This window comes from Pseudomonas sp. CH61, assembly GCF_059429415.1.
In genome coordinates this window covers 5,308,769-5,322,617 of record NZ_CM182098.1, presented here as the reverse complement: position 1 = coordinate 5,322,617, position 13,849 = coordinate 5,308,769, and the positions used below count along the sequence as shown (strand labels likewise).

14 protein-coding genes are annotated in these 13,849 nt (G+C 61.5%); 11 read left to right on the top strand and 3 right to left on the bottom strand.

Annotated features, from left to right (window positions below; genetic code table 11):
- Window positions 1-167 precede the first annotated feature (167 nt).
- From mdcA to madM, 9 genes are all read left to right on the top strand, one after another.
- Window positions 168-1,838, top strand: coding sequence for a malonate decarboxylase subunit alpha (mdcA, locus tag AC5SEM_RS23955; RefSeq protein ID WP_007913685.1), 1,671 nt, complete (start codon window positions 168-170; stop codon window positions 1,836-1,838).
- Complete coding sequence (locus tag AC5SEM_RS23950; RefSeq protein ID WP_495471421.1) at window positions 1,838-2,710, top strand: triphosphoribosyl-dephospho-CoA synthase; 873 nt, start codon at window positions 1,838-1,840, stop codon at window positions 2,708-2,710. Before mdcA ends, AC5SEM_RS23950 begins: the two co-directional genes overlap by 1 nt.
- The gene (locus AC5SEM_RS23945) at window positions 2,710-3,009 is read left to right on the top strand and encodes a malonate decarboxylase subunit delta (protein ID WP_007913697.1); all 300 of its coding nucleotides are present in this window, start codon (window positions 2,710-2,712) and stop codon (window positions 3,007-3,009) included. Before AC5SEM_RS23950 ends, AC5SEM_RS23945 begins: the two co-directional genes overlap by 1 nt.
- Window positions 3,002-3,853 (top strand): biotin-independent malonate decarboxylase subunit beta, encoded by an 852-nt coding sequence (locus tag AC5SEM_RS23940; RefSeq protein WP_160059749.1) that lies wholly within the window; start codon window positions 3,002-3,004, stop codon window positions 3,851-3,853. Before AC5SEM_RS23945 ends, AC5SEM_RS23940 begins: the two co-directional genes overlap by 8 nt.
- Window positions 3,850-4,635, top strand: a complete 786-nt coding sequence (gene mdcE, locus AC5SEM_RS23935; RefSeq protein WP_495471420.1) for a biotin-independent malonate decarboxylase subunit gamma — start codon at window positions 3,850-3,852, stop codon at window positions 4,633-4,635. Before AC5SEM_RS23940 ends, mdcE begins: the two co-directional genes overlap by 4 nt.
- The gene (locus AC5SEM_RS23930) at window positions 4,629-5,249 is read left to right on the top strand and encodes a malonate decarboxylase holo-ACP synthase (RefSeq protein WP_495471419.1); all 621 of its coding nucleotides are present in this window, start codon (window positions 4,629-4,631) and stop codon (window positions 5,247-5,249) included. Before mdcE ends, AC5SEM_RS23930 begins: the two co-directional genes overlap by 7 nt.
- A complete protein-coding gene (gene mdcH, locus AC5SEM_RS23925) occupies window positions 5,246-6,166 on the top strand; it encodes a malonate decarboxylase subunit epsilon (protein WP_495471418.1) in 921 nt (306 codons plus the stop codon). The genes AC5SEM_RS23930 and mdcH overlap by 4 nt, the downstream gene beginning before the upstream one ends.
- A gap of 66 nt (window positions 6,167-6,232) precedes the next feature.
- Window positions 6,233-6,649, top strand: coding sequence for a malonate transporter subunit MadL (gene madL, locus AC5SEM_RS23920; protein WP_038358777.1), 417 nt, complete (start codon window positions 6,233-6,235; stop codon window positions 6,647-6,649).
- Between the two features lies 1 nt (window position 6,650).
- The gene (gene madM / locus AC5SEM_RS23915) at window positions 6,651-7,415 is read left to right on the top strand and encodes a malonate transporter subunit MadM (protein WP_007913704.1); all 765 of its coding nucleotides are present in this window, start codon (window positions 6,651-6,653) and stop codon (window positions 7,413-7,415) included.
- A gap of 114 nt (window positions 7,416-7,529) precedes the next feature.
- Here the strand turns inward: madM and AC5SEM_RS23910 are convergent, their stop codons facing one another.
- Complete coding sequence (locus AC5SEM_RS23910; RefSeq protein ID WP_463398484.1) at window positions 7,530-8,450, bottom strand: LysR family transcriptional regulator; 921 nt, start codon at window positions 8,448-8,450, stop codon at window positions 7,530-7,532.
- Between the two features lie 187 nt (window positions 8,451-8,637).
- Here AC5SEM_RS23910 and trhA point away from each other — a divergent pair, with 187 nt between their 5' ends.
- Window positions 8,638-9,255 (top strand): PAQR family membrane homeostasis protein TrhA, encoded by a 618-nt coding sequence (trhA, locus tag AC5SEM_RS23905; protein ID WP_025109169.1) that lies wholly within the window; start codon window positions 8,638-8,640, stop codon window positions 9,253-9,255.
- Between the two features lie 136 nt (window positions 9,256-9,391).
- On the opposite strand, the gene AC5SEM_RS23900 is transcribed toward trhA, so the two are convergent.
- Together AC5SEM_RS23900 and AC5SEM_RS23895 are read right to left on the bottom strand one after the other, a co-directional pair.
- Window positions 9,392-10,111, bottom strand: a complete 720-nt coding sequence (locus AC5SEM_RS23900) for a 16S rRNA (uracil(1498)-N(3))-methyltransferase (protein ID WP_212620857.1) — start codon at window positions 10,109-10,111, stop codon at window positions 9,392-9,394.
- 132 nt (window positions 10,112-10,243) lie between these two features.
- Complete coding sequence (locus AC5SEM_RS23895; RefSeq protein ID WP_495471417.1) at window positions 10,244-11,650, bottom strand: adenosylmethionine--8-amino-7-oxononanoate transaminase; 1,407 nt, start codon at window positions 11,648-11,650, stop codon at window positions 10,244-10,246.
- 223 nt (window positions 11,651-11,873) lie between these two features.
- On the opposite strand from AC5SEM_RS23895, the gene AC5SEM_RS23890 reads away from it, so the two are divergent.
- Window positions 11,874-13,643 carry a flavin monoamine oxidase family protein gene (locus AC5SEM_RS23890; protein WP_495471416.1) on the top strand — a complete coding sequence of 590 codons (1,770 nt, stop codon included), beginning with the start codon at window positions 11,874-11,876 and terminating at the stop codon, window positions 13,641-13,643.
- Window positions 13,644-13,849: the final 206 nt, after the last annotated feature.

Here is a 13,849-nt window from a genome sequence, read left to right as displayed (position 1 = left end):
AATTCCCGAATATCCCCCAATCGGTCCCCTCTCCCCCCGGGAGAGGGCTAGGGTGAGGGCGCTCTTGATCGTTACCCTGACCGTAACGATTCACCACCGCGCTTGATTGATGCCCCCACCCCACACGCCTACCTTAGCTCCACGACAGCGAACCCCGTGGAGTGAGCATGACAACAACAATTTCCCCCGACTCGCGCTGGACGCGGCGGCGCGATGAGAAGCAGCGCCGCCTCGACAAGGTGCGTGGGCTGGCCGACGGTGTGGTGTTGCCCACCGACAAGATCGTCGCCGCGCTCGAAGCGCTGATCCATCCCGGCGACCGTGTGGTGCTGGAGGGCAACAACCAGAAGCAAGCGGACTTTCTTTCTCGTTCGCTGGCCAAGGCCGACCCGGAAAAGCTCCACGACCTGCACATGATCATGCCCAGCGTCGGTCGCTCCGAGCACCTCGACCTGTTTGAACGCGGCATCGCCCGCAAGCTTGATTTCTCCTTCGCCGGCACCCAGAGCCTGCGCATCAGCCAATTGCTCGAAGACGGCCTGCTGGAAGTCGGCGCGATTCACACTTACATCGAACTCTACGCCCGGCTGGTGGTGGACCTGATCCCCAACGTCGTGCTCTCGGCCGGTTTCATGGCCGACCGCGCCGGCAACATCTACACCGGCCCGAGTACCGAAGACACCCCCGCATTGATCGAACCGGCGGCGTTCAGCGACGGCATTGTCATCGTCCAGGTCAACCAGTTGGTCGACGACGTCAGCGAGCTGCCCCGCGTGGACATCCCGGCGTCGTGGGTCGATTTCGTCGTGGTGGCGGACAAGCCGTTCTACATCGAACCGCTGTTCACCCGTGACCCGCGCCACATCAAGCCTGTGCACGTGCTGATGGCGATGATGGCGATCCGTGGCATCTACGAAAAACACAACGTGCAGTCGCTCAACCACGGCATCGGTTTCAACACCGCCGCCATCGAATTGATCCTGCCGACCTACGGCGAATCCCTCGGCCTAAAAGGCAAGATCTGCCGCAACTGGACGCTCAACCCGCACCCGACGTTGATCCCGGCGATCGAGAGCGGCTGGGTCGAAAGCGTGCATTGCTTCGGCACCGAACTGGGCATGGAAAACTACATCGCCGCGCGCCCGGACGTGTTCTTCACCGGCCGCGACGGTTCGCTGCGTTCCAACCGGATGTTCTGCCAACTCGCCGGGCAATACGCGGTGGACCTGTTTATCGGCGCGACGCTGCAAGTCGATGGCGATGGCCATTCCTCAACCGTGACCCGTGGCCGCCTCGCCGGTTTCGGCGGTGCGCCGAACATGGGCCACGACCCGCGCGGTCGCCGTCACGGCACTCCGGCGTGGCTGGACATGCGCCACGACGATTCGCAGCAACCGATGCTCGAACGCGGCAAGAAACTCGTGGTGCAAATGGTCGAGACCTTTCAGGAGGGCGGCAAACCGACCTTCGTAGAAACCCTCGACGCGGTCGAAGTGGCGAAGAAAAGCGGCATGCCGCTGGCGCCGATCATGATCTACGGCGACGACGTCACCCACCTGCTCACCGAAGAAGGCATCGCCTACCTGTACAAGGCGCGCTCGCTGGAAGAGCGCCAGGCGATGATCGCTGCGGTCGCGGGAGTCACCGCCATCGGCCTGCGCCACAACCCGAAAGACACCGAACGTATGCGCCGCGAAGGCCTGATCGCCTTGCCCGAAGACCTCGGTATCCGCCGCACCGACGCCACCCGCGAACTGCTCGCAGCGAAGAGCGTGGCCGATCTGGTCGAGTGGTCCGGCGGCCTGTACAACCCGCCCGCCAAATTCAGGAGCTGGTAATGCACGCATTTAATCTGCAAGCGAAACCGCTTTCTCTGGCTGATCGATTGGCTGATCTGGCGGTGGACGCGTTGATCGACGAAGCCGATCTGTCGCCGAAACCGGCGCTGGTCGACCGTCGCGGCAATGGCGCCCACACCGATTTGCATCTGGGTCTGATGCACGCTTCGGCGCTGTCGTTGTGGCCGGCGTTCAAGGAGATGGCTGAAGCGGCGGTTGCAATCGGCGAAGTCGATTCAACGTTGCGCGAAGCGATTGGCCGCATCGGCCGTGAAGGTGAACAAGCGATGCTCACGACCACCAACGGCGTGAACACGCATCGCGGCGCCATTTGGGCGCTGGGATTATTGGTGACGGCCGCTGCACTGGAGCCGCAATCCTCCAGCGCCAATGCCGTGACCCTGCGCGCCGCACGGCTGGCCTTGCTGGACGACCGCTACGCACCAAAACCTTTGAGCCACGGCGCCCAAGTCGCCCTGCGTTACGGCGCACGCGGTGCCCGAGAAGAGGCGCAGCTCGGCTTCCCTTCGGTGCTGCAACGCGGCCTGCCACAACTCAAACGCAGCCGCGCCAACGCCAGCGGCGAACAGAACGCTCGCCTCGACGCCTTGCTCGCGATCATGACTGACCTCGCCGACACCTGCGTGCTCTACCGCGCCGGCGAAGAGGGTCTGCACGCCATGCAATACGGTGCGCAAGCGGTGCTCGACGCGGGTGGCAGCGCCAGCCTCAGCGGTCGCCGCCGGCTGCATGAACTGGATCAACAACTCATCGCATTGAATGCCTCGCCCGGTGGCGCCGCCGACTTGCTCGCCGCCACGCTGCTGCTCGATCGTATCGAGCGCGACGGCATTCTTCAGGGAGCGTTTTGATGGAAACCCTATCGTTTGAATTCCCCGCCGGGCAGCCGCCACGCGGTCGTGCGCTGGTCGGTTGTGTCGGCTCGGGTGATCTGGAAGTGCTGATCGAACCGGGCCTGGCCGGCAAGCTGACGATCAATGTGCAAACCTCGGTCAACGGCGCGCAGCTGCGCTGGCAGCATCTGTTTGCGCGGATGTTCGACGGCACCACGCCGCCGGCGATGGCCATCGATATCCACGATTTCGGCGCGACGCCGGGGGTGGTGCGTTTGCGGCTGGAACAAGGTTTCGAGGAGATCGGCCATGACTGACAGCGCAGCGTTGCTCAACAAACACAGCTTCGTCGAACTCGGCGCGCGACAACGGGCGAAAGCCTTGCTCGATGCTGGCAGTTTTCGCGAATTGCTCGATCCGTTTCAACGGGTGATGTCGCCGTGGCTGGAACGTCAAGGCGTGGTGCCGCAGGCCGATGACGGGGTGGTGATTGCCAAGGGCAGCCTCGACGGTTTGCCGGTGGTGATTGCCGCGATTGAAGGCGCGTTTCAGGGTGGCAGCCTTGGAGAAGTCGGCGGGGCGAAGATTGCCGGCGCATTGGAACTGGCCGCCGAAGACAACCGCAAAGGCATTCCGACGCGCGCGGTGTTGCTGCTGGAAACCGGGGGTGTGCGCTTGCAGGAAGCCAATCTCGGGCTGGCGGCGATTGCTGATATTCATGCGGCGATTGTCGATTTGCAGCAGTACCAACCGGTGGTTGGCGTGGTGGCGGGTAGCGTTGGTTGCTTTGGCGGCATGTCGATTGCGGCGGCGCTGTGCAGCTATTTGCTGGTGACTCAGGAAGCACGACTCGGTTTGAACGGCCCGCAGGTGATTGAACAGGAAGCGGGGATCGAAGAATACGATTCTCGCGACCGGCCATTCATCTGGAGCCTGACTGGCGGCGAGCAGCGGTTTGCCAGTGGTCTGGTGGATCGGTATGTCGCTGATGACGTGGCGAAGATTCGTCAGCAGGTCGGCGAATTACTGCAGCAAGGTTTGCCGGCGCAACCGCGCAGCCAACGCGCCGAATGGTTCCTGCAACGCCTTGGCAGTCTGAACACTGACCCGCAAATCGAACCGTCGGTGGTTCGCGATCTGTATCAAGGAGAGCGCTCATGAGCGGTTATTCATTGCGCGGTTTGAACTGGTTCGACGCCCTGAGCGCCGGGGCGAAAGCCGTTGAGGGTTTGCCGCCATCGCTGCGGGTTGCTGACGGTGAGCTGGGGCGTTTTATCGCTGTGGTCGCTGATCCGGACAATCGCTTTCCTCGCGCTCGCAATGGCGAAGTCGGCTTGCTCGAAGGCTGGGGTCTGGCCAAGGCTGTGGATGATGCGATCACTGCTGATCGTGATAAAGCGCAAAAGCGCCCGATCATCGCCATCGTCGATGTGCCGAGCCAGGCTTATGGTCGGCGCGAAGAAGCGCTCGGCATTCATCAGGCACTGGCCGGTGCGGCGGACAGTTATGCCCGCGCACGTTTGGCCGGGCATTCGGTGATTGCGCTGTTGGTTGGCAAGGCGATGTCAGGGGCTTTTCTGGCGCATGGTTATCAGGCCAATCGTTTGATCGCGTTGCGCGATCCGGGTGTGATGGTGCATGCGATGGGCAAGGCGTCGGCGGCGCGGGTGACGTTGCGTAGTGTTGAAGAATTGGAAGCGTTGGCCGCCAGTGTGCCGCCGATGGCGTATGACATCGACAGTTACGCGAGCCTCGGATTGCTTTGGGAAACCCTGTCGGTTGAGCAGATTGAACAGCCGACGGCGGAGGATCTGGCGCGGGTGAACGAGTGCCTGAAACAAGCCATCAGCGATGTTTCCAGTACTGACCTGAGCAATCGTCTCGGCGCAAAAAATCGTGCGGCCTCCAGCAAGGTTCGCGAACTGCTGAGGGCGCAGTGGTGAATACGCCTCTGGCCCACGATCTGCTCTGGGGCATGACTCCGGCGCAGTTGCCGGCGGATGCGCCACTGTGGGCAGTCGAGTCGCTGGCCGCCGGGCAACCGGTGGTGGTGCGGCGCGCGTTGAGCGATGAGGGTTCTATCGCAGTCGGCGTGCGCGGTGTATTGCGCGAGCAGCGGCTGGCAGCGTTTATGCCGGTCGATTCGATTGCCTGTCGAGTCAGCCCCGAGGCGCTTTGTCATGTCGATTGCGAGCGTGATTTGCCGGTCATGCACGCGCTCAAACAACTGCGGCCGATGCTCGACGATTGCGGTTGGGTCTGGGGTGCCAGCGGCAGTGTCGGCTTTGAATTGGCCAGTGGTTTTATCGCGATGCACGCGGCCAGCGATCTCGATCTGATTCTGCGTACGCCGCAGCTGATCACGCGTAATCAGGCACGCAAACTCGTGGAGCTTTTCGATCAAGCCGAGTGCCGGATCGACATGCAGTTGCAGACGCCGTTCGGTGCGGTCGCATTGCGCGAGTGGGCCAGCGGATCGGCACGCGTGCTGCTGAAAAACGAGTATCAGGCCTGTTTGGTGACTGACCCGTGGAACCCGCAGGAGCAGGCAGCGTGAGCAGTCTGCTGGTGTTCCCCGGCCAGGGCGCGCAGCAAGCGGGCATGCTGCAGCGCTTGCCTCGGGATACGTTGACCGAGGCCAGTGATGTGCTCGGCGAAGATGTATCGCTGCTGGATTCCAGCGCAGCGTTGCGCACGACAAGGGCGGTTCAGCTGTGCCTACTGATCGCTGGCGTCGCGGCTTCACGGCAGTTATTGCAGGACGGACTCACGGCGGATTACGTCGCCGGCCTGTCCATCGGCGCTTACCCGGCGGCGGTGGTTGCCGGCGCCTTGAGCTTCAGCGACGCGTTGCATCTGGTCAGCCTGCGCGGTGAGTTGATGCAACAGGCTTATCCACAAGGCTACGGCATGACCGCGATCATCGGCCTGCAGTTATCCACAGTCGAAACGCTGCTGGCGCAGGTGCACAGCGAGGATTCGCCGGTGTATCTGGCCAATATCAACGCCGACAACCAAGTGGTGATTGCCGGCAGTGACAAAGCCATGCAAGCCGTGGCCGAACTGGCGCGCAGTCGTGGCGCCGGTCTGGCAAAACGTCTGGCGGTAAGCGTACCGTCGCACTGCCCGCTGCTGGAAAAACCGGCGCAAACCCTCGCCGAAGCCTTCGCCAGAGTCGAACTGAAAACTCCGAAAATCGCCTACCTGAGCGGCAGCCGCGCACGCCCTGTGACCAAAGTAGAAGCGCTGCGCGACGACCTCGCCTTCAACATGTGCCGCGTGGTCGATTGGCGCGGCACCGTACAAAGCGCTTACGAGCGCGGCGTACGTTTACAGATCGAACTGCCGCCCGGTGCGGTGCTGACCGGGCTGGCGCGCCGGGTGTTCGAGCAAGGCACCGTGACTGCCTTCGACAGTGCTCGCCTCGACACCCTGCAAGCGCTGTTGCGTGAGGAGGGTAGCCGCCAACTCTAAACCGCCGCGACTCAAGCTTCGAACAACAAAAACAACATTCGACGATGCACTTTGAGGACTACAACAATGATTATTTACGGTGTGGCGCTGCTCGCGATCTGTACGCTGGCAGGGGTGATCATGGGTGACATGCTCGGCGTGTTGCTGGGCGTGAAATCCAATGTCGGCGGGGTCGGCATCGCCATGATCCTGCTGATCTGCGCGCGGTTGTGGATGCAGAAACGCGGCGGCATGACCAAGGAATGCGAGATGGGCGTCGGCTTCTGGGGCGCGATGTACATTCCGGTGGTGGTGGCGATGGCCGCGCAGCAAAACGTCGTCACTGCGCTGCACGGCGGCCCGGTCGCGGTGTTGGCGGCGATTGGCTCGGTGGTGGTCTGTGGTTGCACGATTGCCTTGATTAGCCGCACGCATAAAGGCGAGCCATTGCCCGACGAACCGGCGGAAATTTCCCCGGTCGGCACCCCAGTAGGAGGCCGCTGATATGTGGGATCTCATCGAGAAAGGTCTGGAACACAACGGGCTGGTTACCGCATTCGCCTTCGTCGGCGTGATCATGTGGGTGTCAGTGGTGCTCTCCAAGCGCCTGACGTTCGGGCGCATTCACGGCTCGGCGATTGCCATCGTTATTGGTCTGGTTTTGGCGTGGGTCGGCGGCACCATGACTGGCGGCCAGAAAGGTCTGGCGGACTTGACGTTGTTCTCCGGGATCGGCCTGATGGGCGGGGCGATGCTGCGTGACTTTGCGATTGTGGCCACGGCATTTGAAGTGCAGGCGACCGAGGCGAAGAAGGCCGGGTTGATTGGTGTGATTGCCTTGCTGCTTGGCACGATTTTGCCGTTCATTGTCGGCGCGTGTATGGCCTGGGCGTTCGGTTATCGCGATGCGGTGAGCATGACCACCATTGGCGCGGGCGCGGTGACCTATATCGTCGGGCCGGTGACCGGTGCGGCGATTGGCGCGACGTCGGATGTGATGGCGCTGTCGATTGCCACCGGGTTGATCAAGGCGATTCTGGTGATGGTCGGCACGCCGGTCGCGGCGCGCTGGATGGGCCTGGATAACCCGCGTTCGGCGATGGTGTTTGGTGGGCTGGCCGGGACTGTCAGCGGCGTTACAGCTGGGTTGGCGGCGACGGATCGGCGGTTGGTGCCTTATGGGGCGTTGACGGCTACGTTTCATACCGGGCTTGGGTGTTTGCTTGGGCCATCGTTGTTGTTCTTCATTGTTCGCGGGATTGTGGGCTGAGCCTCTAACTGATCGTTCCCACGCTCTGCGTGGGAATGCAGCCCGGGACGCTCTGCGTCCCAAAGCGGACGCGGAGCGTCCATTGAGGCATTCCCACGCGGAGCATGGGAACGATCATGGGGTGATCTGGCGATTCGCATACATCCGACACTCCGCCAACAACGCCAGCAAATTCGGATCCCTTTCCTTGGCCTTCAAAAACACCACACCAATGTGCTGCTGCAACCGGTACTTCTCCTGCAACGGAATCAGCTTCACCCTGTTTTCATACACCGCCGCAATCCGCCCTGGCAGCAACGCATAACCCACCCCCGAACTGACCATGCTCAGCAGCGTGAAAATATCATTCACCTGCATCGCCACCTTCGGCTCGAACCCCGCCTGCTTGAATACCCGGTTACCGTCCTGATGCGTGGCAAAGCCCTGGGTCAGGGTGATGAAGGTTTCATCGCGCACCTCGGCCAGATCCACCTCGCTGCGCTGGGCGAACTTTGAATCCGCCGGTGTGGCGAGGAAGATGTCGTCGGAGAACAACGCAATCTGCTCGCAATCCGGGTCATTGATGCTGTCATCCAGTGACACCAGAATTGCGTCGACTTCCATGTTCTTCAGCTTGTAGAGCAGGTCGATGTTCGAGCCGAGGATCAGGTCGATGTTGAGTTCGCTGCGGCGGATTTTCAGGCCCATGATCAGTTGCGGTACGGTTTTCACCGTCAGCGAATACAGCGAGCCGAGTTTGAAGCGTTCAGCCGAGAAGCCGGCCGCTTCGCGGGTCAGGCGTACGCTTTCGACGACGTCGTTGATCAGCTTCTGTGCACGCTCTTCGAGTACGTAAGCACTTTCCAGCGGTGTCAGGTTGCGGCCTTCGTGCTTGAACAGTGGGCAGCGCAAGGCGCTTTCCAGCGAATGAATGGCGCGGTGCACGCTGACGTTGCTGGTCTGCAGTTCGGCAGCAGCGCGGGCGAGGTTGCCGGTGCGCATGAAAGCGAGGAACACCTCGAGTTTTTTCAGGGTCAATTCTTCGTCGATCAGCATGGCGCGGACTCTTTTTGGAATGCGTCGATTGTGCCTTGAAGATCAAAAGATCGCAGCCTTCGGCAGCTCCTGCATTGGAATGCGTTCGAAGGTAGGAGCTGCCGAAGGCTACGATCTTTTGATTGCGCTTTTACGCTCAAGGCCCGAGCCTTGCGCGCTGCGGTAATGAATATGAGGTAAGCAATACATGTATCACGGAGAACGATTGAACGCCTGGACCCATCTGGTCGGGGCGGTGGCGGCATTTATTGGTGGCGTCTGGATGCTGGTGATCGCCAGCCTCGACGGCAGCCCGTGGAAGATCGTCAGTGTGGCGATTTATGCGTTTACCTTGCTGGTGCTCTACAGCGCTTCGACCGTGTACCACAGCGTGCGCGGGCGCAAGAAAGCGATCATGAAGAAGGTCGATCACTTTTCGATCTACCTGCTGATTGCCGGTAGCTACACGCCGTTCTGCCTGGTAACCCTGCGCGGGCCGTGGGGCTGGACGTTGTTCGGGATTGTCTGGGGGCTGGCGTTGATCGGCATCCTGCAAGAGATCAAACCGCGTTCGGAGGCGCGGATTCTGTCGATCGTGATTTACGCGGTGATGGGCTGGATTGTGTTGGTGGCGGTGAAGCCGTTGATTGCGGCGTTGGGCACGACAGGGTTTGCCTGGCTGGCGTCGGGCGGGGTTTTGTACACGGTGGGGATTATCTTTTTTGCCCTGGATCATAGGCTGCGGCATGCGCACGGGATCTGGCATTTGTTCGTGATTGCCGGGAGTTTGCTGCACTTTGTGGCGATTCTGTTTTACGTTCTGTAGCCCGGCTGACTGATCGTTCCCACGCTCTGCGTGGTAACGCCTCCTGTGACGCTCTGCGTCACACTGTTTGGGACGCGGAGCGTCCCGGGCTGCATTCCCACGCAGAGCGTGGGAACGATCAGTCCGGCAAAAAGGTTTAGAAATCACCCCAAAGCTGTTGGGCCACCGCCAGTGCAACCACCGGGGCCGTCTCTGTACGCAACACCCGTGGGCCGAGGCGGGCGGCGTGGAAGCCGTTGCCTTTGGCCTGCTCGACTTCGGCGTCCGTCAAACCACCTTCAGGCCCGATCAGGAACGCCAGCGTCGCCGGTTTGGCATGACTCACCAACGGCTCGGCCACCGGGTGCAGCACCAGCTTCAACTCGGCTTCGGTCTGCTTGATCCAGTCCGCCAGCAACACCGGCGGATGAATCACCGGCACCCGCGAGCGCCCACATTGCTCGCACGCGCTGATCGCCACCTGACGCCAGTGCAGCAGGCGTTTGTCGGCGCGTTCGTCCTTGAGACGGACTTCGCAGCGGTCGCTGAAGATCGGCGTAATTTCATTCACGCCCAGCTCGGTGGCTTTCTGAATCGCCCAATCCATGCGCTCGCCTCGGGACAGGCCCTGGCCGAGGTGAATGTGCAGCGGCGATTCGGCCTGACCGGCGAATTGCTCGTCGATCTGCACGGTCACGCGCTTCTTGCCGACTTCCAGCAGGGAACCGCGAAACTCATTGCCGGAACCGTCGAACAGCTGCACCGCATCGCCCTCGGCCATGCGCAGCACGCGGCTGATGTAATGCGCCTGGGCTTCCGGCAGTTCGTGTTCGCCGGTGCTCAGGGGGGCGTCGATAAAGAAGCGGGACAGTCTCATTTCGGGTCTCTCAGATTAGATCGTTCCCACGCTCTGCGTGGGAATGCCTCAATGGACGCTCTGCGTCCGCTTTGGGACGCGGAGCGTCCCGGGCTGCATTCCCACGCGGAGCGTGGGAATGAGAAGTTACGGTTAGCCCGGATCGCGGAAGCCGGGATGGAAGTCTTTCGGCACTGCGACGCTGACGCTGTCACGCGTGGCGATGTCGATGCCTTCGCTGGCGACTTCGGCGAGGAAGTCGATCTGCTCCGGGGTGATCACGTAAGGCGGCAGGAAATACACCACGCTGCCCAGCGGCCGCAACAGCGCGCCCCGCTCCAGCGCATGCTGGAACACCTTCAGACCACGGCGCTCCTGCCAAGGGTAGGCCTCTTTCGTGGCTTTATCCTTGACCATCTCGATGGCCAGGACCATGCCGGTCTGGCGCACTTCCGACACATTCGGATGATCGACCAGATGCGCCGTCGCCGAGGCCATACGCTGGGCCAGCGCTTTGTTGTTCTCGATGACGTTGTCGTGCTCGAAGATATCCAGCGTCGCCAGTGCCGCCGCGCACGCCAGCGGATTGCCGGTGTAGCTGTGTGAATGCAGGAACGCGCGCAGGGTCGGATAGTCGTCGTAGAAAGCGCTGTAAACCTCGTCGGTGGTCAGGCACGCCGCCAGCGGCAGATAGCCGCCGGTCAGGGCTTTCGACAGGCAGAGGAAGTCAGGACGGATGCCGGCCTGTTCACAGGCAAACATCGTCCCGGTGCGACCGAAGCCAACGGCGATTTCGTCGAGGATCAGGTGCACGCCGTAACGGTCGCAGGCCTCGCGCAGCAAGGTCAGATACACCGGGTGATACATGCGCATGCCGCCGGCGCCCTGAATCAGCGGTTCGACGATCACTGCCGCGACGCTGTCATGATTATCAGCCAAGGTCTGTTCCATGGCGGCGAACATGTTGCGCGAATGCTCTTCCCAGCTCATGCCTTCCGGGCGCCCGTAGCAATCCGGGCTCGGCACTTTGATGGTGTCCATCAGCAGGGCTTTGTAGGTTTCGGTGAACAGCGGCACGTCGCCGACCGCCATCGCCGCCATGGTTTCGCCGTGGTAGCTGTTGGTCAGGGTGACGAAGCGCTTCTTGTTCGGTTGGCCGCGGTTGAGCCAATAGTGAAAGCTCATTTTCAGCGCGACTTCGATGCAGGACGAACCGTTATCGGCGTAGAACACCCGGTTCAGGCCTTCCGGGGTCATCTTCACCAGACGCTCGGACAGCTCGATCACCGGTTGATGGCTGAAACCGGCGAGAATCACGTGCTCGAGTTGATCGACCTGATCCTTGATGCGCTGGTTGATCCGCGGGTTGGCGTGCCCGAAAACGTTGACCCACCAGGAGCTGACGGCGTCGAGGTAGCGCTTGCCTTCGAAGTCTTCGAGCCAGACACCTTCGCCGCGCTTGATCGGGATCAGCGGCAGCTGTTCGTGGTCTTTCATCTGGGTGCAGGGATGCCACAACACCGCGAGGTCGCGTTGCATCCACTGGTTATTCAGGCCCATTTACAGTCTCCTCGAGGCGGCTCGCGTCAGGCGCGGGCAAACAATCGCGCAAGCCTATGCAATGCGTCGCGCGGGGACAACCCATTGTGTCGATTGAGCTACTTTGTATGAGCCGATAGACGTCGCTGGCGGCGTTTTGATGGCTAACGTATTCTTCGCGGTTCTTTGGGTCGTCTGACCCGCAAAAGTGCTTTTTCCTACGTGTATTTCCGGAGTTCGCTGAATGTCTGTCGGTTGGCTGCGCGCCTGTGCGCTGGTGATGTTGGGGCTGTTCAGCGTTACAGCGCTGGCCAAGGATAAAACTGCAATCGTGATCGGCGGCGGCCTGTCGGGCCTGACCGCCGCTTACGAACTGCAAAACAAAGGCTGGCAGGTCACCCTGCTGGAAGCCAAGCCGAGCCTGGGCGGTCGCTCCGGTATGGCCACCAGCGAGTGGATCGGCAACGACAAGACGCAGCCGGTGCTGAACAAGTACGTCTCGACCTTCAAACTCGGTACCACGCCTGCGCCGGAATTCGTGCGGACCCCGGGCTACCTGATCGACGGCGAGTATTTCTCTGCTGCCGATCTGGCGACCAAGCAGCCGGCCACCGCCGATGCTCTGAAGCGCTATCAGAAAACCCTCGACGATCTGGCACGTTCGATCGACGATCCGCAAAACCCGGCGGCGACCAGCACCCTGCACGCGCTGGACCAGATCACCGTATCGAGCTGGCTCGACAAGCAGAACCTGCCGGCCACCGCGCGTCAGCTGATCAACCAGGACATCCGCACGCACTACGACGAGCCTTCGCGTCTGTCGCTGCTGTACTTCGCTCAGCAGAACCGCGTGTATCGCGGCATCTCCGACCGCGACCTGCGCGCTTCGCGTCTGGTCGGCGGCAGCCAGGTGCTGGCGCAGGCGTTCGTCAAACAGATCAAAACCATCAAGACCAACTCGCCGGTGTCGGCGATCGTTCAGGACAAGGACGGCGTGACCGTCAAGGTCGGCAGTGTTGGCTATCAGGCTGACTACGTCGTGTTAGCCGTGCCGTTGCGTGCACTGAACAAGATTGCCCTGACGCCTGCGCTGGATGCCCAGCACATGGCTGCGATCAAGGGCACCAACTACGGCTGGCGCGACCAGATCATGCTGAAGTTCAAGACGCCGGTGTGGGAAAGCAAGGCGCGCATGTCCGGCGAGATTTATAGCAACACTGGCCTCGGCATGTTGTGGATCGAGCCTGCGCTGAAGGGCGGCGCCAACGTGGTGATCAACCTGTCCGGCGACAACGCTCGTGTGATGCAGGCGTTTGGCGACAAGCAGATGGTCGATCAGGTGCTGATTCGTCTGCACGCGTTTTATCCACAGGCCCGTGGCTCGTTCACCGGTTATGAAATCCGTCGCTACAGCACCGACCCGTCGATGGGCGGCGCGTACCTGGCTTACGGCCCAGGCCAGATCAGCAAGTTCTGGCGCCTGTGGGAACGTCCGCTGCAACGCGTGACGTTCGCCGGCGAACATACCGACACCTTGTATCCGGGCACCCTGGAAGGTGCATTGCGCACCGGTCAACGTGCGGCCAGTCAGGTTGAAGATCTGGCGGCGGGCAAATCGTTCGAGCCAGCCAAAGTGGTGCCGGCTGCAGCAGCGGCGGGCGCGGCGGGTGCCGTGGCGGCGAAGAAGGGCAACTTCTTCACTAATCTGTTCGGCGGTTCGGATGACGAGAAGAAGCCAGAGCCTGTGAAGGCGCCAGAGCCGGCTCCAGCCCCGGTAGCACCAGCGCCTGCGCCGACCCCGGCACCAGCGCCAGCTCCGGTGGAAGCGCCGAAGCCAGCGGCCCCGGTGAAAGCCGAACCGGCGAAGAAAGCAGCAGCCAAGCCTGCGGCGAAGAAGCCTGCAGCTAAGACTGAGGCTAAAAAGCCTGCGGCAAAACCGGCAGCGAAGAAGGCCGAACCGGCGAAGAAGCCGGCGGCCAAGCCGGCAGCCACCACTGAGACCAAGGCGCAGTAAGCCTTTGCTTCAATAAAAAACGCGGCCATACCACGGGCCGCGTTTTTTTTTGCCAAAAGCGCGCACTTCAATCCTTGCCGGTGCAGTCTCAAGGCTTACCTTTGCGCAGGACACTTCCCACAAAACAATCAGAACGAAACGATAGCGGGTGCCTGATCTCCAACTTTATGCTTGAAAAAATTGGAGGCGCTTGATGAAAAGGCTAA

Bases quoted from the DNA above. Each gene is read 5' to 3' on its own strand.
- mdcA (WP_007913685.1), top strand. From the start codon at position 168: ATGACAACAACAATTTCCCCCGACTCGCGCTGGACGCGGCGGCGCGAT.
- AC5SEM_RS23950 (WP_495471421.1), top strand. From the start codon at position 1,838: ATGCACGCATTTAATCTGCAAGCGAAACCGCTTTCTCTGGCTGATCGA.
- AC5SEM_RS23945 (WP_007913697.1), top strand. From the start codon at position 2,710: ATGGAAACCCTATCGTTTGAATTCCCCGCCGGGCAGCCGCCACGCGGT.
- AC5SEM_RS23940 (WP_160059749.1), top strand. From the start codon at position 3,002: ATGACTGACAGCGCAGCGTTGCTCAACAAACACAGCTTCGTCGAACTC.
- mdcE (WP_495471420.1), top strand. From the start codon at position 3,850: ATGAGCGGTTATTCATTGCGCGGTTTGAACTGGTTCGACGCCCTGAGC.
- madL (WP_038358777.1), top strand. From the start codon at position 6,233: ATGATTATTTACGGTGTGGCGCTGCTCGCGATCTGTACGCTGGCAGGG.
- madM (WP_007913704.1), top strand. From the start codon at position 6,651: ATGTGGGATCTCATCGAGAAAGGTCTGGAACACAACGGGCTGGTTACC.
- AC5SEM_RS23910 (WP_463398484.1), bottom strand. From the start codon at position 8,450: ATGCTGATCGACGAAGAATTGACCCTGAAAAAACTCGAGGTGTTCCTC.
- trhA (WP_025109169.1), top strand. From the start codon at position 8,638: ATGTATCACGGAGAACGATTGAACGCCTGGACCCATCTGGTCGGGGCG.
- AC5SEM_RS23900 (WP_212620857.1), bottom strand. From the start codon at position 10,111: ATGAGACTGTCCCGCTTCTTTATCGACGCCCCCCTGAGCACCGGCGAA.
- AC5SEM_RS23895 (WP_495471417.1), bottom strand. From the start codon at position 11,650: ATGGGCCTGAATAACCAGTGGATGCAACGCGACCTCGCGGTGTTGTGG.
- AC5SEM_RS23890 (WP_495471416.1), top strand. From the start codon at position 11,874: ATGTCTGTCGGTTGGCTGCGCGCCTGTGCGCTGGTGATGTTGGGGCTG.